The organism is Burkholderia sp. ZZQ-2 (genome assembly GCF_050768715.1).
Lineage (GTDB): Bacteria > Pseudomonadota > Gammaproteobacteria > Burkholderiales > Burkholderiaceae > Burkholderia > Burkholderia cepacia.
The window spans coordinates 84,646-100,255 of sequence record NZ_LDVA01000348.1; the positions used below are offsets into that span (position 1 = coordinate 84,646).

13 protein-coding genes and 1 pseudogene are annotated in these 15,610 nt (G+C 60.0%); 6 read left to right on the plus strand and 8 right to left on the minus strand.

Features of this window, described 5'->3' with window-relative positions:
- Positions 1-117: 117 nt before the first annotated feature.
- From ABY44_RS33865 to ABY44_RS33875, 3 genes are all read right to left on the minus strand, one after another.
- Positions 118-798 (minus strand): DsbA family oxidoreductase, encoded by a 681-nt coding sequence (locus ABY44_RS33865; RefSeq protein ID WP_011548519.1) that lies wholly within the window; start codon positions 796-798, stop codon positions 118-120.
- 69 nt (positions 799-867) lie between these two features.
- Positions 868-1,209 carry a carboxymuconolactone decarboxylase family protein gene (locus tag ABY44_RS33870; protein ID WP_011548518.1) on the minus strand — a complete coding sequence of 114 codons (342 nt, stop codon included), beginning with the start codon at positions 1,207-1,209 and terminating at the stop codon, positions 868-870.
- A 126-nt stretch (positions 1,210-1,335) separates the two neighbouring features.
- Positions 1,336-1,899: a TetR/AcrR family transcriptional regulator gene (locus ABY44_RS33875; protein ID WP_011695171.1), complete on the minus strand. Its 564-nt coding sequence runs from the start codon at positions 1,897-1,899 to the stop codon at positions 1,336-1,338.
- A 358-nt stretch (positions 1,900-2,257) separates the two neighbouring features.
- Between ABY44_RS33875 and ABY44_RS33880 the strand changes: the two genes are divergently transcribed.
- From ABY44_RS33880 to ABY44_RS33890, 3 genes are all read left to right on the plus strand, one after another.
- Positions 2,258-2,812: an OsmC family protein gene (locus tag ABY44_RS33880; protein WP_011548516.1), complete on the plus strand. Its 555-nt coding sequence runs from the start codon at positions 2,258-2,260 to the stop codon at positions 2,810-2,812.
- A gap of 152 nt (positions 2,813-2,964) precedes the next feature.
- On the plus strand, positions 2,965-3,735 hold the full coding sequence (locus ABY44_RS33885; RefSeq protein ID WP_011548515.1) for an SDR family NAD(P)-dependent oxidoreductase: 771 nt from the start codon (positions 2,965-2,967) through the stop codon (positions 3,733-3,735).
- A 144-nt stretch (positions 3,736-3,879) separates the two neighbouring features.
- Entirely contained in the window at positions 3,880-4,752 is an 873-nt protein-coding gene (locus ABY44_RS33890) for a fumarylacetoacetate hydrolase family protein (protein WP_125331751.1), read from the plus strand.
- 503 nt (positions 4,753-5,255) lie between these two features.
- On the opposite strand, the gene ABY44_RS33895 is transcribed toward ABY44_RS33890, so the two are convergent.
- The 5 genes and pseudogenes from ABY44_RS33895 to ABY44_RS33915 form a co-directional block, all read right to left on the minus strand.
- Entirely contained in the window at positions 5,256-6,698 is a 1,443-nt protein-coding gene (locus ABY44_RS33895) for an amidase (protein WP_125331753.1), read from the minus strand.
- Positions 6,699-6,734: 36 nt separating this feature from the next.
- On the minus strand, positions 6,735-7,964 hold the full coding sequence (locus ABY44_RS33900; protein ID WP_124675962.1) for an MFS transporter: 1,230 nt from the start codon (positions 7,962-7,964) through the stop codon (positions 6,735-6,737).
- 22 nt (positions 7,965-7,986) lie between these two features.
- The gene (locus tag ABY44_RS33905) at positions 7,987-8,925 is read right to left on the minus strand and encodes a SphA family protein (protein ID WP_011695176.1); all 939 of its coding nucleotides are present in this window, start codon (positions 8,923-8,925) and stop codon (positions 7,987-7,989) included.
- Between the two features lie 78 nt (positions 8,926-9,003).
- Positions 9,004-9,993 (minus strand): helix-turn-helix domain-containing protein, encoded by a 990-nt coding sequence (locus tag ABY44_RS33910; RefSeq protein ID WP_124675963.1) that lies wholly within the window; start codon positions 9,991-9,993, stop codon positions 9,004-9,006.
- A gap of 795 nt (positions 9,994-10,788) precedes the next feature.
- Positions 10,789-11,052: pseudogene (locus tag ABY44_RS33915) on the minus strand (transposase); the annotation flags it as partial.
- Positions 11,053-11,554: 502 nt separating this feature from the next.
- On the opposite strand from ABY44_RS33915, the gene gabP reads away from it, so the two are divergent.
- The 3 genes from gabP (at position 11,555) to ABY44_RS33930 (ending at position 15,460) form a co-directional block, all read left to right on the plus strand.
- Positions 11,555-12,958 (plus strand): GABA permease, encoded by a 1,404-nt coding sequence (gabP, locus tag ABY44_RS33920; protein WP_125331755.1) that lies wholly within the window; start codon positions 11,555-11,557, stop codon positions 12,956-12,958.
- 163 nt (positions 12,959-13,121) lie between these two features.
- The gene (locus tag ABY44_RS33925; protein ID WP_125331757.1) at positions 13,122-14,054 is read left to right on the plus strand and encodes an NAD(P)-dependent oxidoreductase; all 933 of its coding nucleotides are present in this window, start codon (positions 13,122-13,124) and stop codon (positions 14,052-14,054) included.
- Between the two features lie 284 nt (positions 14,055-14,338).
- Entirely contained in the window at positions 14,339-15,460 is a 1,122-nt protein-coding gene (locus ABY44_RS33930) for a branched-chain amino acid ABC transporter substrate-binding protein (protein WP_060061504.1), read from the plus strand.
- Positions 15,461-15,610: the final 150 nt, after the last annotated feature.

The window sequence follows — 15,610 nt, forward strand, 5'->3', positions numbered from 1 at the left end:
AGTGTCGGGTTAAATGCGAAATGAAACGGATGGCTATCTAACAGCCGGGAATCTGCTTCACGCGCATTTCGGTCAGTCCGGAAAGAATCGATACCTTGTGAATGGGGGGCTGCCTGCCTAGTGAGCGCACCCGTCAATGCTGCAGCTCATGCCTCCGGTGTCTTCGCTTTCGTCCGGTACGTTCTCGGCGGAGTCGAACAACGCTTTTTCGAACACGGCAACTTCACGTGCGCCTGAGAGGTACGTTCGGTTGTTGAAGACAAACAGCGGAACGCCATTTGCGATTCGATTTGCCTCTGCTTCATCTCGCGCGATTTCGGACACCATCTCGCGATCGTCGAAGGAGAGCGACGCAGCAGAAATGCCGATGCTCTTCGCAAGGTCGATGAGCGCGGCTCTATCGAAGATGTCAATCCCGTCGGTCGTCGCGGCCCGGTAGATCGCTTCGATCATCCGTTGTTTGTCTTCGGACGTTTGGACACTTTTGACGAGTAGGTGCGCGTCGCTCGTATCGCCAAAGCGCATGGTCTCGAATCGGTAGTTCAGACCTTCCTGGGCTCCGGCCGAGCACACCGCATCCATCATTCTTTGCGCTGCTGTCGCGTTTCCGAACTTGGCATAAAGCGCGTCTGTAAAGCCGGTCGGAACCATGCCTCGCGCAAGACGGTAGGACTTGTGTGTCACGACCACGTCGACGTGCTGCGTCACGCCTTCTATCGCTTTTTCCAGGCGTCGTTTTGCGATCCAGCACCAGGGGCAGACAAAGTCCGACCACACTTCTACATTGACCCGCTTCATGTTTCATCCTCAGCTAGAAATTGCTGCCTCGTGGCGCTCCGCTCGCAGCGGTAGCGCCGGGTAGGACATTTACTCGCGACCGAGATGGTCCAGCGCGTCGAGGACATGAGTGCTATAGACCACAGCGGCGCCGGCATTGAGATTGATGGCGACACCAAGTGCTTCTGCGACTTCTTCCTTCGTCACACCGAGCTTGTTGGCTTCTGCCGCGTGAAAAGCGATGCAGCCGTCGCAGCGTGTTGTGACAGCGACTGCCAACGCAATCAGCTCTCGCGTCTTTGCGTCGAGATGATTTGTCTTGGCGCCGGCGGCACCGAGCAAACCAACGCCTTTGAGCGTGTCCGGGGTGTACCGTGCGAGTTCATGCACGCGACGGGTGACGGCGCCGATTGTTTCAGTCCAGTTTTCCATGGTTTTCTCCAAATAACAACCAACTAGTTGGTAGGGTAAATACTCAAATAAAAGAGCCATGTTCACGCGGAAAACGGCTCTGGCGCTGGGTGCAACGATGAATCGTTTGGGGAAGCGATCCCCTTTTTATGCTGCGGAGACGATGAGTCGAATGATGCCGCGGTCGAGCGTTTCGCCGTTCTTCATGGCCCACTCGACAAAGCTGGCTCCCTCTAGAACGCTCAATACCTGATACGCCTTCTGGCAGCTCCCCACACCGGCGGGGATCTCGCCGTCGCTGATGCCCTTGTCGATGACCCTGGTCAGCCAGCGCAGTTGCAGCTCGAAAAACCGGTGCGTGAGCTTCTGCAGTTCGGGCGGCAAAGCAGCCATCTCGGCGGCAAGCGCACCGCAGAGCGGGAGCAGGCTTCCATCACTGCTGGCGCGAAAGGTATCGAAAAATCCGTTCAAGCGGCCCCAGAAGTCCTCATTCTCGCGGTCGATTCGCTCGAACGCTTCCACCACTCTCGCGACATAGGCTTCCACAATCGCAACGCCCAGATCTTCCTTCGTCGGGAAGTGATGGTGAATGCTTGCCTTCCGGATGCCAACGGTTTCGGCCAGATCCGCATAACTGAAGGCGGCATAACCCCTCGAGCGCATCAGGCCTTCTGCAGCTTGAACCAACGCGTCGCGCGTACCTACTGCCATGCATCCTCCGGCACACTGCCATCTTCAATTGAACGAACCCAGCGAATCACTGCAAGCGCAGTCTACCTACTAGTTGGTTTTTTGTCAAGCATGACGGCGCATCTCGTCTTCGCAGCGGGCCAACCTTGCAGGGACGCCCCGCAAGCAGATGGTGGAGGAACGTGTCCCCAATTGCACTAACCGACCTCGTGCATTTTTTCATTGAGCGGGCAGAGCGGCAAATTCGTCCGATCAATCTCGAAGGAGCGTCACGACTACAAGGACGAGAAATGCCCTTGTGAAGCTACCAACTAGATGGTAGGCTTGCCGCGTGTTTGAACTTTTCCCTGCGCGAGAGCGCTCCTAGGAGGACCAGCAGATGACTACCCACCCGAACGGAATCGATGTGCCGGCTTTGCAGCAATTCGCGCAAGAAGTCGCCACGGACCCCACGAAGCGAAACGCGCGCTTCAACGTCAAGACGAAATGGGAACACCAGACGCGTTCCGTGGCGACTGTCAGCCACTATGAGCTGGGCGGGGTGACTCACCAGCGGCATTTCGAAATCGCAGCGGACGAACCCACCCAGCTTTTGGGCACGAATAGCGCGCCTAATCCGCAAGAGCTGCTCATGGCCGCGCTCAACGCTTGTTTGACGGTCGGATACGTGGTCAACGCCGCCGCGATGGGCATCACTGTCCACAGTCTGGAAATCGAGACCGATGGTGAGCTGGACTTGCGCGGTTTCCTCGGGCTCGACGAGAGCGTGAACCCGGGATACGACGAAGTGAGCTATGTCGTTCGCCTGCACACGGACGCTTCGCGCGAGCGTGTCGAGGAGTTGCACCAGGTCGTGACGAAAACTTCGGTCAACCTCGCGAATTTCTCGAAGGCGATCCGCATGGTCTCGACTCTCGAAGTCCGCGAAGGCTAACCAGCGGAGGTACTTGCGATACCGGCCGCGTTCTGCGTTCTGCGTTCTCCGCGAGGCGAGCTGATTCATGGACGCGGCAAGACGAGTAATGTCCGCGTTGGCGCGGCCGCGCATGCGGAACTGATCCAGACATTTAAATTAAGGAAGCCAAAATGAATGATTTTTCCGGTAAGAAACTTCTTGTCGTCGGTGGCACCAGCGGTATCGGGCTCGCAACGGCCAAACAAGTGCTGAAAAGCGGCGGTAGCGTCGTCTTGACGGGAAACAGGAAAGACAAAGCTGAAGCGGTCCGTGCCGAACTGAGCGGGCTCGGTCCGGTCTCCGTGATTGCGGCGAACCTCATGACCGAGGAAGGCATGAACGCCATCCGCTCGGAGATCAACGCGAATCACAAAGATATCTCGCTTCTGGTGAATTCTGCGGGCATCTTTGCTCCGAAGGCCTTCATCGACCACGAAGAATCTGATTACGACATGTACCTGTCGCTCAATCGTGCCACTTTCTTCATTACGCGGGACGTGGTCAGGAACATGCTCGCTGCGAAGCTCCAAGGCGCTATCGTGAACGTCGGGTCGATCGGAGCCCAGGCAGCGCTGGGCGACTCCGCGGCATCGGCGTATTCCATGGCAAAAGCAGGTCTGCACGCGCTCACGCGCAATCTCGCGATTGAACTCGCCGATGCGGGTATCCGAGTGAATGCTGTCTCGCCGGCGATCGTACAGACGTCGATTTATGAAGGCTTTATGGCGAAGGAAGACATTGCCGGTGCGATGAAAGCGCTCGAGTCGTTTCATCCGCTCGGACGCGTCGGTACGCCCGAAGACGTTGCAAACACGATCGTCTTCCTTCTTTCAGACAAGACCTCGTGGGTAACCGGTGCCATCTGGAATGTGGATGCGGGGGTGATGGCCGTGCGCAAATGATGGCTGTTTGGATGTACGCGCGCTAGCAGTACATGGGCGACGGAAACGTGATGAAGGAGGGGCTACCGCTGCCTCCAGCGGTGCTCCAACAGGACATTGAAGGCGTAGTCGGCGACTTCATGGACGGCGAGCAAGGAGTGTGCGATGCGATTTGCAGTCTATAAAAAGGATGGGCACCGCGGCATCGCGGTGGAGCACGGCGGGCGATGGTTCGGGCTGACCGCCGAGGACACCGCCTATCCGGGCGATCTGGATGCGCTGCTGGCGCACGGCGCTGATCTTGCCGAAGTGGGCGCGCTTCTCGCGCGCGGCGCGCCGGTCGATCTCGAGGCGGTGCGCTTGCTGCCGCCGTTCGGACGGTCCGGCAAGATCGTCTGTGTCGGATTGAACTACCTCGACCACTCGACCGAGACCGGGTTTGCGAAGCAGGCCTATCCGACCGTGTTCGCGCGGTTTGCGTCGAGCCTGATCGGCCATGGCGACCCGATCGCGCTGCCGGCGCAATCGTCCCAACTCGACTACGAGGGCGAACTAGTGGCGGTGATCGGCAAGGGCGGACGCAGCATCGCGCGCGAGCGGGCGCTCGATCATGTTGCCGGCTATTCGATTTTCAACGACGCCACGCTGCGTGATTACCAGTTCCGCACGCCGCAATGGACGATGGGTAAGAACTTCGACGGGACGGGGGCATTCGGGCCGTGGTTCGTCACGGCCGACGAACTGCCGCGCGGCTGCAAGGGGCTGAAGATCCAGACGCGCTTGAACGGTGCGGTCGTGCAGGAGGCATCGACGTCGGACATGATTTTCGATGTCGAGACGCTGGTCGTGCTGCTGAGTGACGTGATGACGCTGCAGGCCGGCGATGTGATCGTCACGGGCACGCCTGCCGGTATCGGGATGGCGCGCGAACCGCAGCTCTGGATGAAAGCCGGAGACGTGTGCGAAGTCGAGATCGAGCGGCTCGGCGTGTTGCGCAACCCGGTCGCGTACGTGGGGATGGTCCGGCGCGACGCTTGACTGACGAGCATGGTGCCCTGCGCCCGGCTCGCAGGCGTTGTCAGGCAGGTTCTCTACATGCGAGGAGAGGCGGACGCACGCGTAGGGTGCCGTGATCGTGAGCGTGACAACAGATAGAGGTGCCTGTCACGTTCGGACAGTCTTCTGAGATTTTAAGTGGGACGTCCGATGCGGTTATGCTGGTGATTTAGTCGCAGGCGAAGGATGATTACCCGTCGACGCAAAGAAGTCTGCTGGCTCGTCCGGCCTGGCGAAGTGCCTCCCGTATCTGAAAGATCGACTACAAGAGCTTGATCGGTAAAACGCGATTTGATTCCAAGGGCGATCTCCAGAATGCGACGATGACACTCTATACGTTCAAGAACGGGAAACGCGAAAGCCTGCGCGTACAACATTGAATATCGGGACACCCCGACACGACGTTCGGGGTGTCTGCTTCCTCTCTGGTCAAACGCGCCCGTGCGCTCAGTCGCCTGCAGCCAGGAAGTTCACCGGACCGTCACTCAAACGCAAAGCGGGGGGATCCGATCCGCCCACGGTGCAGCGCGCTCAAGCTGCGCGGCGAGCGAGAACAGCAGCGACTCTGCGCCGAACGCCCCCGCGAAATGGCTGCCGATCGGCAGGCCTTGCTCGTCCCAGTAAAGCGGCACCGACATCGCGGGCTGACCGGTCGCGTTGGACCATGCCGTGAACGGAGAAAACCGATGCGCTCGATCGATGACTTCGCTCAACGACTGCGTGTCGTCCGCGGTCGCAAGTTCGGCCGGCGCAAGCGGCGGCATCGCGAGCGTCGGCGTTAGCAGCACGTCGTAGCGCTCCATCAACCGGCCGAACGTCCGGCCCAATGCATGGATCCAGTCGACGGCGCTCGCGTATTCGGCGCCGCTTGCATTGCCTTTCTCCCGCAGGATGATACGGGTGCGGGCCTCGATTTCGCCGTCGCGTACCGGAAGTCCGCGCTGGTTGCCTATCATGTCGACCAGCGCACGCGTTTGTGCGCCGATGATCGTGAATACACGGTCATAGAACGCCTCCGAATCGACCGGACTATCGAGCGGCTCGACGTGGTGTCCGAGCGAGCGCAGCAACGCGACGGTATGTGCGAGTGCGGGTCGGCAGGCCGGATGAAGCGGCCACGGCGGCGCTTGCTCGATCACGGCGATTTTTAGCGGCCGCGGATCGCGCTGCGTGGCCGCGAGAAACGTCTCCGGTTGGCATGGCGCCGCATAGGGCGCGCCGGTATCGGCGCCCGCGGTCAGGTCCAGCAGGGCGGCGCTGTCGCGAACCGAGCGCGTGATCGCGTGGTTGATGGCCATGCCGGCCCATCCTTCGCCGATCATCGGGCCATTCGGCGTTCGACCGCGTGTCGGCTTCAATCCGAACACGCCGCAGCAGGACGCGGGCACCCTCAGCGAGCCACCGCCGTCGTTGCCGTGCGCGAACGGCAGCACGCGCGCGGCGACAAGCGCTGCCGCGGCGCCGCTCGATCCGCCGGCGCTCACATGCGGATTCCACGGATTGCGTGTGACGCCGAAACGCGCTGAGGAGGTGCAAAACGACGTGCCCAGTTCGGGCGACAGCGAGGTTCCAGCGATCGGTATGCCCGCGCGCCGTAGGCGCCCCACGAGTTCGCCGTCGAAGTCGGGCCGGTAGTCGCCGAACAGGAACGATCCGTTCGCCATGCGTGCGCCGCGCACCGGCATGAAAAGGTCCTTGATGAGTGTCGGGACACCGGCAAGTACGCTCTCGTGGCCAGTGATGGTCGATGCGGCTAGTCTGGCCGTTTCGTCGAGGCGCTCTGCGACGGCATTCAGCGAGGGGTTGATCGCGTCGAGTCTGGCGAGGACGGCGTCCAGCAGTTCCGTCGGCGTTACTTCTTTCTCGCGAACGAGCGCCGCGAGCGCGATGCCATCATGCGTGGCGATGAGCGTTTGGAAATCTTTCATAGGTCTATCGTTCGAGAACAAGACAATGGGAGTGGATCAATCGTCGCCGCGGCTACGAAATGCCGGCAGCAACCACAGCAGTGCCGTGGCGGCTGTACCGGACGCGATGGAGACGATTGCGGGACGCAGTCCGCCGAACGCCTGTGCACATCCGAGCACGACCAACGGGCTGAGGAACTGGCCCAAATAGAGCGCGGCTGTGAAACCGCCCAGGGCGCGGCCACGAATCGCGAGCGATAGCCTGCGCATCAGCGGCAGGATTGCGTTTGGGACCAGCATGCCGCCGCCGAAGCCGTGAATCACGACCGCCACGACGATGGCCGGCACCGTATTGGCGCTCGCAAGCAGATACAGACCCACAGCAAGCAGCACAAGGAGCGCGACATTGACGAAGCGCCGGCCGAGCGCGTCGCGCAACCATGGCCATGCGATGGAGCCGGCCAGCGTCGATAGCAAACCGATACCCGAGACCGCACCGATCATCGTCGACGAGTGCTGCCCGATGTCGATCATCAGCTGCGGCATCTGCACCGGGACCACGAAGGAACTGACCATTCCGACGCAGATCAGCAGATAGCCAATGGCGAGCGTCGACGCGAGCTTGCCGCCGGACAGTGGCGTGCCGCCGTCGCCCGGCTCGGCGGGCCGACCATGACGCAGCGGCTCCCACAGCAGGGCGGCAATCGCAGGTATGAGCAGGATCGGCAGCAGGTAAAGATAGAACGGATAGCGCCATGCGTGCTCGCCGGCCGCGCCGCCAAGCACGAAAAAAATCGTGCCGACGACACCGATCGTGACGACCTGCCGGTTCACGTAGCGCACCCGTTGTTCACCGTGCCAGTAGTCGCCGATTAACGTCGTGCAGCACGTCATCACGCACGCTTCCGCGGCGCCGAGCGCGAACCGGCAGACGAGGATCGCGGTGAAACTGTCGAGCCATGCCGGCGCAGCGCCGACCAGCCCGTACACGAGCGTTGCTAGCAAAAGCAGCATCTTGCGTCCGACGCGATCGGCAAGCCAGCCGGCGAGCGGCGCACACAGCGCGATCGCAAGGGCGGGGCCCGTCGCGACGAGCGGCACGAGTGCGGCGAGGCGCGGGTTGGCTGGCACGAAGTCCGCCGCGAGTTTCGGCAGGATCGGCGCGATCATGACTGCGCCCATTACGGTGAGACTGCTGCCGAGCAGCAGCACAGCACCCTGGCTGGCGCCGGCTTGCCTAGCGGCACGTGAATATGGCGCGGTATGCGTGGAAGAAAGCGGATTCATCGACTGCTCCCGAATCAGAACATCAGAACGACAGCGCGGCACGCAGCGCGATTTGGTACCCCTGCGCGTGGTTTTGCGCACCGAATTCCTTGTAAACGTGCAGCCATACCGCCGGCTTTCCCGGTTCGACATAGCTGATCGCGGGGCCCAGCGCGTTCACGTGCGCGCGGTTGCCGTCGACATTCGGGCCGTGGTCGTTGCTCAGTTGCCGCTCGATGTAGCCGCCGAGGCCGGCGGTGAACGGGCCGATGTGCTGTCCGAGCGCGAATTCCTGGCGGAACCCGGTGCCGCTTCGATAGTTCGTTGCACGGTTCGTCGTGTTCTGATCGACCTCGATGCTGGTCGAGATTTCGAATCCGCTGTCGGTGATGTACGTTGCGCCGATGATCGGCGAGAAGGTCCAGTGGTTGACGCCAGGATTGAAAAGTCGAGTGGACCGATAGGCTCCCGTTGGCGCCTGCACTTGGAGTGCGACGTTGACGAACAGATTAGGCAAAGTCCACGCGAGAATCAGCGGCTGGAAATCCGCATCGCCGATATTGGTCGGATCGGCCGACATTGCGAGCGTTCCGGCGGGCGTCGGTACGTTCACGTGCCCGTTCAGATTCAGGAACGGCACGATCGCGCCGAAGCCGACGTTCGCGCCGAACAGCCTCGCGTTTGTCATTCTGATGTATGCGAGGCTCCACGACGCGGCTGTTAATGAGAAGTCGGCATTGCCGCCGTTGCGCATCGTGTGCGTCGAGTAGTACGCGAAGCGTGTGGCGAGCGTGCCGTTGGGCGTGGGCGGCGGCGTCATCCCTGCGCCGAAATCGAACACGCCGAACGGCGTGATCGGGCCGTCGTTTTCAAGCGCGCCAGCGCTCTGACATGCGAGCGTTGCCGCCAATGTGCCGATCGCGACGACGGTGGTGCGTGTGCGACAGTGCCGCACGCCATGCGGGCGTCTGAGGACTTTCATCGTGCCGTTTCCCGTACAGTTGAAATGTGTACGGAGTCTAGGAACGTCAAAATCCGGCGCGTTATCCGCTTTTGGTAATTATCGTGAGGGGCGTTTGAGCGTATCGGACGGCAGTTCGCCGAACAGTTCCCGGTAGTGCGACGCGAATCGGCTCAGGTGCCAGAAGCCCCAGCGCGCAGCCACAGCGCCGATGCACGTAGAACCGGGGAGCGCGCACCGCAGTTCGCGACGGACCGCGTTGAGCCGCAGCGCACGTACGTAGTGTGCGGGGTGCGTGTCGAGCATCTGCTCAAAGCAGTATTGCAGCTTGCGCCGGCTTGCTCCGACGGTTGTGCACAGGTCCAGTACCGTGGGCGGCGAGTCGGGATGGGCCAGCACGTGGTCGCGCACGCGCTCGACGATACGCCGGCGCGCGGTGCCGTCTAGACGCATCACGTCGCGCTCGGTATACGCGAGCGATAAGAGCTCGAGCACGATCGAGTCGTGCAGCGTCTTGCGCACTTGAGGATGGTCGATTAGCGTCGGATCGGCTCGAAGTGCGCGGAAGGTGTCGGCCAGTGCCTGTTGCAATCGGGCACGGCGCGGCGCGTCAAGACCAATCAATCTCGGTTCCCGCGGCTGAGGTTTCCCCTCGGACACCAGCTCGGCCAGCCCGCTCAGCAGAGTGGCAGGGAGCGCCGCCACAACTATCTCGTGGGACGACGGCGTGCGCAACTCGGGCAGACATTCGCCGTCGGTCACGAGCAGGGCGCTGTGTTCGAGCGCGTTGCCAGCCAGATGGGCAGTACCGTTGATGTGAAGCGGGATGCTGAAAGTAAGCGAACCGACCCACGCGGCACCACGCTTGAGGACTGCTCGATTCATACGCTCATGAAAGAGCTGCAAGGTATCGACGCGTATTTCACTCAGTTCGCTTTGAAACTTCCCTGGCGAAAATTGATCGACGGTTAAATGCCATCCATGCATCGCGCTGGCGTGCTGATCGACGTCGCTGCAAGCGACATGTCGAACCTGGCCCTCGCGCGCGGCTTCGACGGTCGGCAGAGCAATAGCGGCAGGCTCGGACATCGGCGCTCCTTTGGTCGGCGCACTACCGTAAGTAGCCAAAATTGCGTCGGCAATCCGGGTTGTTGCGGACAGGCAGCAGTCTGCATCGGAGTTGGCATTCAACGCCGAAGAATTACTCGGGTACGTATCGAATTGCCAATTTGTGATAACCGCAGGCGCTCTTTTTCAGACTTATGGGCTTGTGGTGGCGATATCGTACTTCGTGATCGGTAAGATGGCGGATCAAAGTAGGAGTGATGTTGCCTCTGGTGTGGCAACCTGCAAAGTATTGCTCTGCCTTAAGATATTGGATTGGTTAATATGTCGGAATTGGTGAATCGTAATATTTGCAACCTTGCGTGTGCCAGCGATTCCGCCTGCCAGGTTCGTCTGACCGCTCTTACGCAGCTATCGCTGGAAGGCCTCTTGCGGACATACTGTCGGTTCGCGCGACGGCTAATCCTGGTAGCCTTTCCGAGCACCACGTCCTGAAGGGAGGGACGCATCCAAGATTCAGATAGTACCCGAGTGAAATTGCTGCACGGTGATTCAATAATAGATCGAACGTCGCTGATTTTAATTTAACTTCAATCATATCAACGGTCCCGTCAATTTCACGATTGAGCCGCAAATACTTCAGTGCCTTTTCGAATTGTGAACGTTTTTTTGCCAAAGAGTCGCGCCACGTCGTTTACACACGGCCATAACGATTTTTCGTCGAATCGAACGCTCAGGCGTTGACCGCTGAATTGGCATGCATAGATGAAGGTCTGGAACTGGGTCATTTCAACGTGACCTGAGTAAGCGAGTTGAGTGTCAAGCTGAGAGGGCTATATTTTGAGAATTTCGGTGGGTACGGACGATGGCATTGAGGTGGGGGATGAGTTTTCGCATACAGGCGATCAAGGCCATCTTCCTGAGTTTGCCAGCGGCCACCAGACGTTCGTAAAAGGCACGAATGGCCGGGTTGAAGCGAGTCGCGGTGAGCGTCGCCATGTACAGCGCACGCCGCACCTCGAAGCGTCCGCCGGCTATGCGTCTACGCCCCCTGCCGGAACCAGAATCTTTGGCATAGGGTACTTCACCGCAACTCCTTCGCGAAGTACGTCGCGAACTTTTTTAGGAGATCGCTGACTCAACTGCTCGAGGACGAACAGCAGGTGATCAGCCTGCCGAACTGAGGCGGAGCGTTCATCACTGAGATGCAACATTTTCTGCTGACGGTCTGTCCGATCGATATCCCGCTGTATCAACGGCTGCAGTATGCGCCTGTGGCCGGCGATTCGATGTACCGGATTTCCGCACATCCTGATGTAAATCTTTGACAGGACGATTCAGTGGTCCATTCCTATTTTGAGTAGGTATCGGCCAAATTCTTTCATTCCTAAGATGGACTCTCTCGATGATCTCGAGGCACGCAGTTCGTTCGTCTCCGTCTTAACGGCTCTTCGCGTGCAGATGCCGTACGGAACGTGGTTTCGAACGTGCTCAAGGTACTGGGTCTGGCACTGATGCCGCATACCCTGCGAGATCACCGACAGTTGAAGATGCAGGATGAGGGTACGTCGCTATTGGAGGAGACATGGAAGTAAGAACAGAGTCGGGGCTGAGCAATGGCCTCAAGCAGCGTCATGTCACCATGATGTCGATTGCCGGTGTGATCGGCGCAGGATTGTTCGTCGGCTCGGGCCACGCAATCGCGTCCGCGGGACCGGCGGCAGTCATTGCCTACGCGATTACCGGCGCCCTCATTGTCCTCGTGATGAGAATGTTGGGCGAGATGGCCACGGCTCAACCAGACAGCGGATCGTTCTCGACCTATGCAGATCGAGCCATCGGCCATTGGGCGGGCTTTACGATCGGCTGGCTGTACTGGTGGTTCTGGGTGCTCGTGATCCCAATCGAGGCGACGGCAGCTGCAACGATCCTGAACGCGTGGTTTCCCTCTGTTGCGACGTGGATCTTTGCTCTTGGTATCACGACCGTACTGACCGTCACCAATCTGTTCTCGGTCAAAAACTACGGCGAGTTCGAGTTCTGGTTTGCGCTGATCAAGGTTGTTGCGATTATCGTGTTTTTATGCATCGGTGCCGCGGCGATTGTGGGAATTTTCCCGCACTCGAACGTATCTGGCGCAGCGCGTCTCTTCAACAATGGCGGCTTTATGCCGAACGGGATCGGCGCGGTATTCGCAGCGATGCTCACGGTGATGTTCTCTTTCATGGGGACCGAGATCGTCACCATCGCAGCGGCCGAATCAGACGACCCGCAGAGCCAAATCGTACGCGCGACCAACTCGGTGATCTGGCGGATTTCGCTGTTCTATCTGGGCTCCATTCTGGTTGTCACGTCGATCGTGCCGTGGAACGACGCTCTGCTGTCTTCGCACGGGTCATACCAGCGCGCAATGGAATTGATCGGTATTCCGCATGCCAAGGCAATCATCGACATCGTTGTTCTCGTGTCGGTCGCGAGCTGTCTGAACTCCGCGTTGTACACCGCCTCACGGATGATCTTCTCGTTATCCAAGCGAGGGGACGCGCCTGCGTTTTTGCGCAAAACGGATGCTGCTGGTACGCCGCGCGCGGCAGTGTTCGCGTCCACCGCATTCGGGTTTCTCACGGTGATCGCGAACTATCTGATGCCGGACTACGTGTTCAACTTTCTCCTCGCGACATCGGGTGCTATCGCGTTGCTGGTCTATCTCGTGATTGCAGTGTCGCAACTGAGGATGCGTGAGACGCTCGAGGCGGGCGGCGCGCGCATCCAGCTGAAGATGTGGTGCTTCCCGTGGTTGACGTGGCTCGTCATCGTGTTCATTTGCGGCTTGCTGATCGCGATGCTGCTCCGAGATGCACAAAGAATGGAGGTTGCCGCAACCGGGGCATTGGCGACGATCGTCGTTGCGGCGTCCTGGCTGAATCAGGCGCGTCGGAAGCGGGAAGACTTGTCCGCACCCGTACGGGTATCTGTGAGTTCCCGATGAGGGAATCCGGTCGAAGCACGCATCGCGACGCGCGGAGCGGTTTGCTTCGAGCGCCACGGGTACTGCCAGCGGTGTCCGTGGCGGCGCAGGGCTCAACAGGCTATGGCATCGCGATCCTCATGCGGCGTATCCAGTCGAACACACGCAAGGCGGCGATTTTGCAATGAAGAAGGTATTTCTCGACTGTACTGCTGACCTGCGCGCGGTGATCGACGCTCAGGGTTTGCGGATTCCCGAAGGCATGGAGATACGGGACGGCTCATTCGATAGCCGTCAGATCTCGGAATGGTGCAGGGGAGCGGCCGTCGTTCTGGTCGAGCATACGGCGATTCCGGACGAGGTTCTGATCAACAACACCTCGCTGCGCGAGATCGTCTTTATGGGAACGGGCGCGGCGAGCTACGTCAATCTGGAACTCGCCGAACGGGCCGGAATCTCGGTTTCGACCGTGTCGGAATATGCCGACCGTGCGGTGGCGGAACATACCATCGCGCTGATGTTCGCCGGCGCTCGGCGAGTGGCCGATATGGACCGTGACATTCGGCTTGGTCAATGGGCACCGCTGTCGGGGATGCAGTTGCAGGGCAAGCGTCTTGCCGTAATTGGTCTTGGTGGAATCGGGACGGCTGTTGCGCAGCTTGCCGAAGCGATCGGCATGCAGGTATCCGGCTGGAATCGAACCACACGCAACGTCAGCTTCTACTGCCCGGACATCCGACAAGTGCTGCAGGGCGCTGAGGTTGTGACCGTCCACGTTACCCTGAATGAGCAGACTCGCGGTTTCCTTGACCGCGAACTGCTGTCGTTGCCGAAGCGGGGCTTCCTCCTCGTCAATACAGCGCGGGCCGCTATTCTCGATCACCTTGCCTTCCGGGGCGGGCTGGCCAGCGGGCAGATCGGCTACGCTTCCGTCGATGTGTTTGACGAAGAACCACTACCGTCCGGTGACTGGTTACGTTCACAGCCCAACGTCACGATGACCGCCCATGCCGCATATATGACAACAGAAGCGTATTGCAGTCTGTGGCGCAAGACATTGGCTCACGTGGACCGGATTGAAGCATCCGGCGCCGCGTCGCCACCATCGCCTCGCTAGCTTCGAGGCCTGTTCTCCGCCCGGATTCGAAGAGCTGGGTAGGTTTGCACGCGGTGTGGACGCCATCGCGGTGTCAGTCCGGTCATCTCGATTCAACTGACAATTTCCACCGCGTCGCGTGTTGCTACATGCGATACCGAAAGCTTCCCCGGTTTTCATATGTCGTAGAGGATGGTTCGCCGAAATTGGCTACCTATGCTCGGAGCCGCTGGACGATGCGACCTCAGCCATGTCAGGAAAGGAGGCGCGTGAGCCAGCTTTCCCTTGATGAGGTGAGGTAGCTAATGAAAATGCAACTCAAATCCGTATTTGCACTGTCGGCGCTCGCATTTGCCGTCGCAGCGCATGCAGAAGTGGTCAAGATCGGCGTGGCAGGCCCGCTGACCGGTGCGCAGGCGCTGTTCGGGAAGGATAACGAGCGCGGTGTGAGGCTGGCGATCGACGACCTCAACGCCTCGAACCTCAAGATCAACGGACAACCCGTCAAGTTCGAGTTGCTCTCGGAAGACGATCAAGCGGATCCCAAGACCGGGATGTCGATTGCCCAGAAGCTCGTCGATTCGGGCGTCAAGGCCGTGATTGGGCACTACAACTCCGGCGTGATGATCCCTGCCGACAGCATCTATAACAACGCGCACATTCCGGTAATTACCGGCGCCGCCTCGAATCCGGCCATCACGGCGGCCGGCCTGCCGTACGTTTTTCGCCTGGCAGCGAACGACAACGTGATGGGCGCGCGGATGGCTGAGTTCGCACACGACCAGCTCAAGGCGAAGAAGGTCGCGGTGATTGACGACCGGACCGCGTACGGATCGGGCGTCGCGGATGTTTTCGTGGCAACGGCGAAGAAGCTGGGGATGACTGTCACGACTCGCGAGTTCGCGACCGATAAATCGGTCGACTTTACTGCGATCCTGAACAAGATCAAGGGAACGAAGCCGGACGCGGTCTTCTATGGCGGCTACTACGCGCAAGCAGCGACCGTCGGCCGCCAGTCGCGGCAACTTGCGTTCGATGCTCCGATCCTTGGCGGCGATGGGATCTGCTCGGTCGAACTGCCCAAGCTGGCCGGCGGCGCACTGGACGGGCGGGGCTATTGCGCTCAAGGCGGTTTGCCGCTCGAGCAGCTTGCGAAGGGCCCGGAGTTCGCTGCTCGTTACACCAAGGAGTTTGGTGGCAAAGCCGACATCTACTCACCCGCCTTTTACTCCGCCACGATGCTCGTTGCCGATGCCATGAAGCGAGCCAACTCGACAGACCCCGAGAAATTCGTTCCGCTGTTGAAGAAGGATGCTTTCTCGACGCTCGTCGGGACGGTACGTTTCGACTCGTCTGGTGAATGGGTTAACGCGCCGGTTACGCTCTACAAGATCGTCGACGGCAAGTTGAACCAGATCCGTCAGTAGCGAGCGTTCGTCGCGCGGAGCGCGAAACAGGGCCTTTGAGTACCGGCGGCGGTCGGCGTGGACACGATCTCGATCACGGAGCCGTCCATTCTCGACAAGTCCGAGAATTCGATTAGCTGACCAGCACATCTTCGAGACGCTGGGTCGCCG

Excerpts from the sequence above, each read along its gene's own strand:
- ABY44_RS33930 (WP_060061504.1), top strand. The coding sequence starts at position 14,339 with ATGAAAATGCAACTCAAATCCGTATTTGCACTGTCGGCGCTCGCATTT.
- ABY44_RS33875 (WP_011695171.1), bottom strand. The coding sequence starts at position 1,899 with ATGGCAGTAGGTACGCGCGACGCGTTGGTTCAAGCTGCAGAAGGCCTG.
- ABY44_RS33905 (WP_011695176.1), bottom strand. The coding sequence starts at position 8,925 with ATGAAAGTCCTCAGACGCCCGCATGGCGTGCGGCACTGTCGCACACGC.
- ABY44_RS33900 (WP_124675962.1), bottom strand. The coding sequence starts at position 7,964 with ATGAATCCGCTTTCTTCCACGCATACCGCGCCATATTCACGTGCCGCT.
- ABY44_RS33880 (WP_011548516.1), top strand. The coding sequence starts at position 2,258 with ATGACTACCCACCCGAACGGAATCGATGTGCCGGCTTTGCAGCAATTC.
- ABY44_RS33925 (WP_125331757.1), top strand. The coding sequence starts at position 13,122 with ATGAAGAAGGTATTTCTCGACTGTACTGCTGACCTGCGCGCGGTGATC.
- ABY44_RS33865 (WP_011548519.1), bottom strand. The coding sequence starts at position 798 with ATGAAGCGGGTCAATGTAGAAGTGTGGTCGGACTTTGTCTGCCCCTGG.
- ABY44_RS33890 (WP_125331751.1), top strand. The coding sequence starts at position 3,880 with ATGCGATTTGCAGTCTATAAAAAGGATGGGCACCGCGGCATCGCGGTG.
- ABY44_RS33885 (WP_011548515.1), top strand. The coding sequence starts at position 2,965 with ATGAATGATTTTTCCGGTAAGAAACTTCTTGTCGTCGGTGGCACCAGC.
- ABY44_RS33870 (WP_011548518.1), bottom strand. The coding sequence starts at position 1,209 with ATGGAAAACTGGACTGAAACAATCGGCGCCGTCACCCGTCGCGTGCAT.
- ABY44_RS33910 (WP_124675963.1), bottom strand. The coding sequence starts at position 9,993 with ATGTCCGAGCCTGCCGCTATTGCTCTGCCGACCGTCGAAGCCGCGCGC.
- ABY44_RS33895 (WP_125331753.1), bottom strand. The coding sequence starts at position 6,698 with ATGAAAGATTTCCAAACGCTCATCGCCACGCATGATGGCATCGCGCTC.
- gabP (WP_125331755.1), top strand. The coding sequence starts at position 11,555 with ATGGAAGTAAGAACAGAGTCGGGGCTGAGCAATGGCCTCAAGCAGCGT.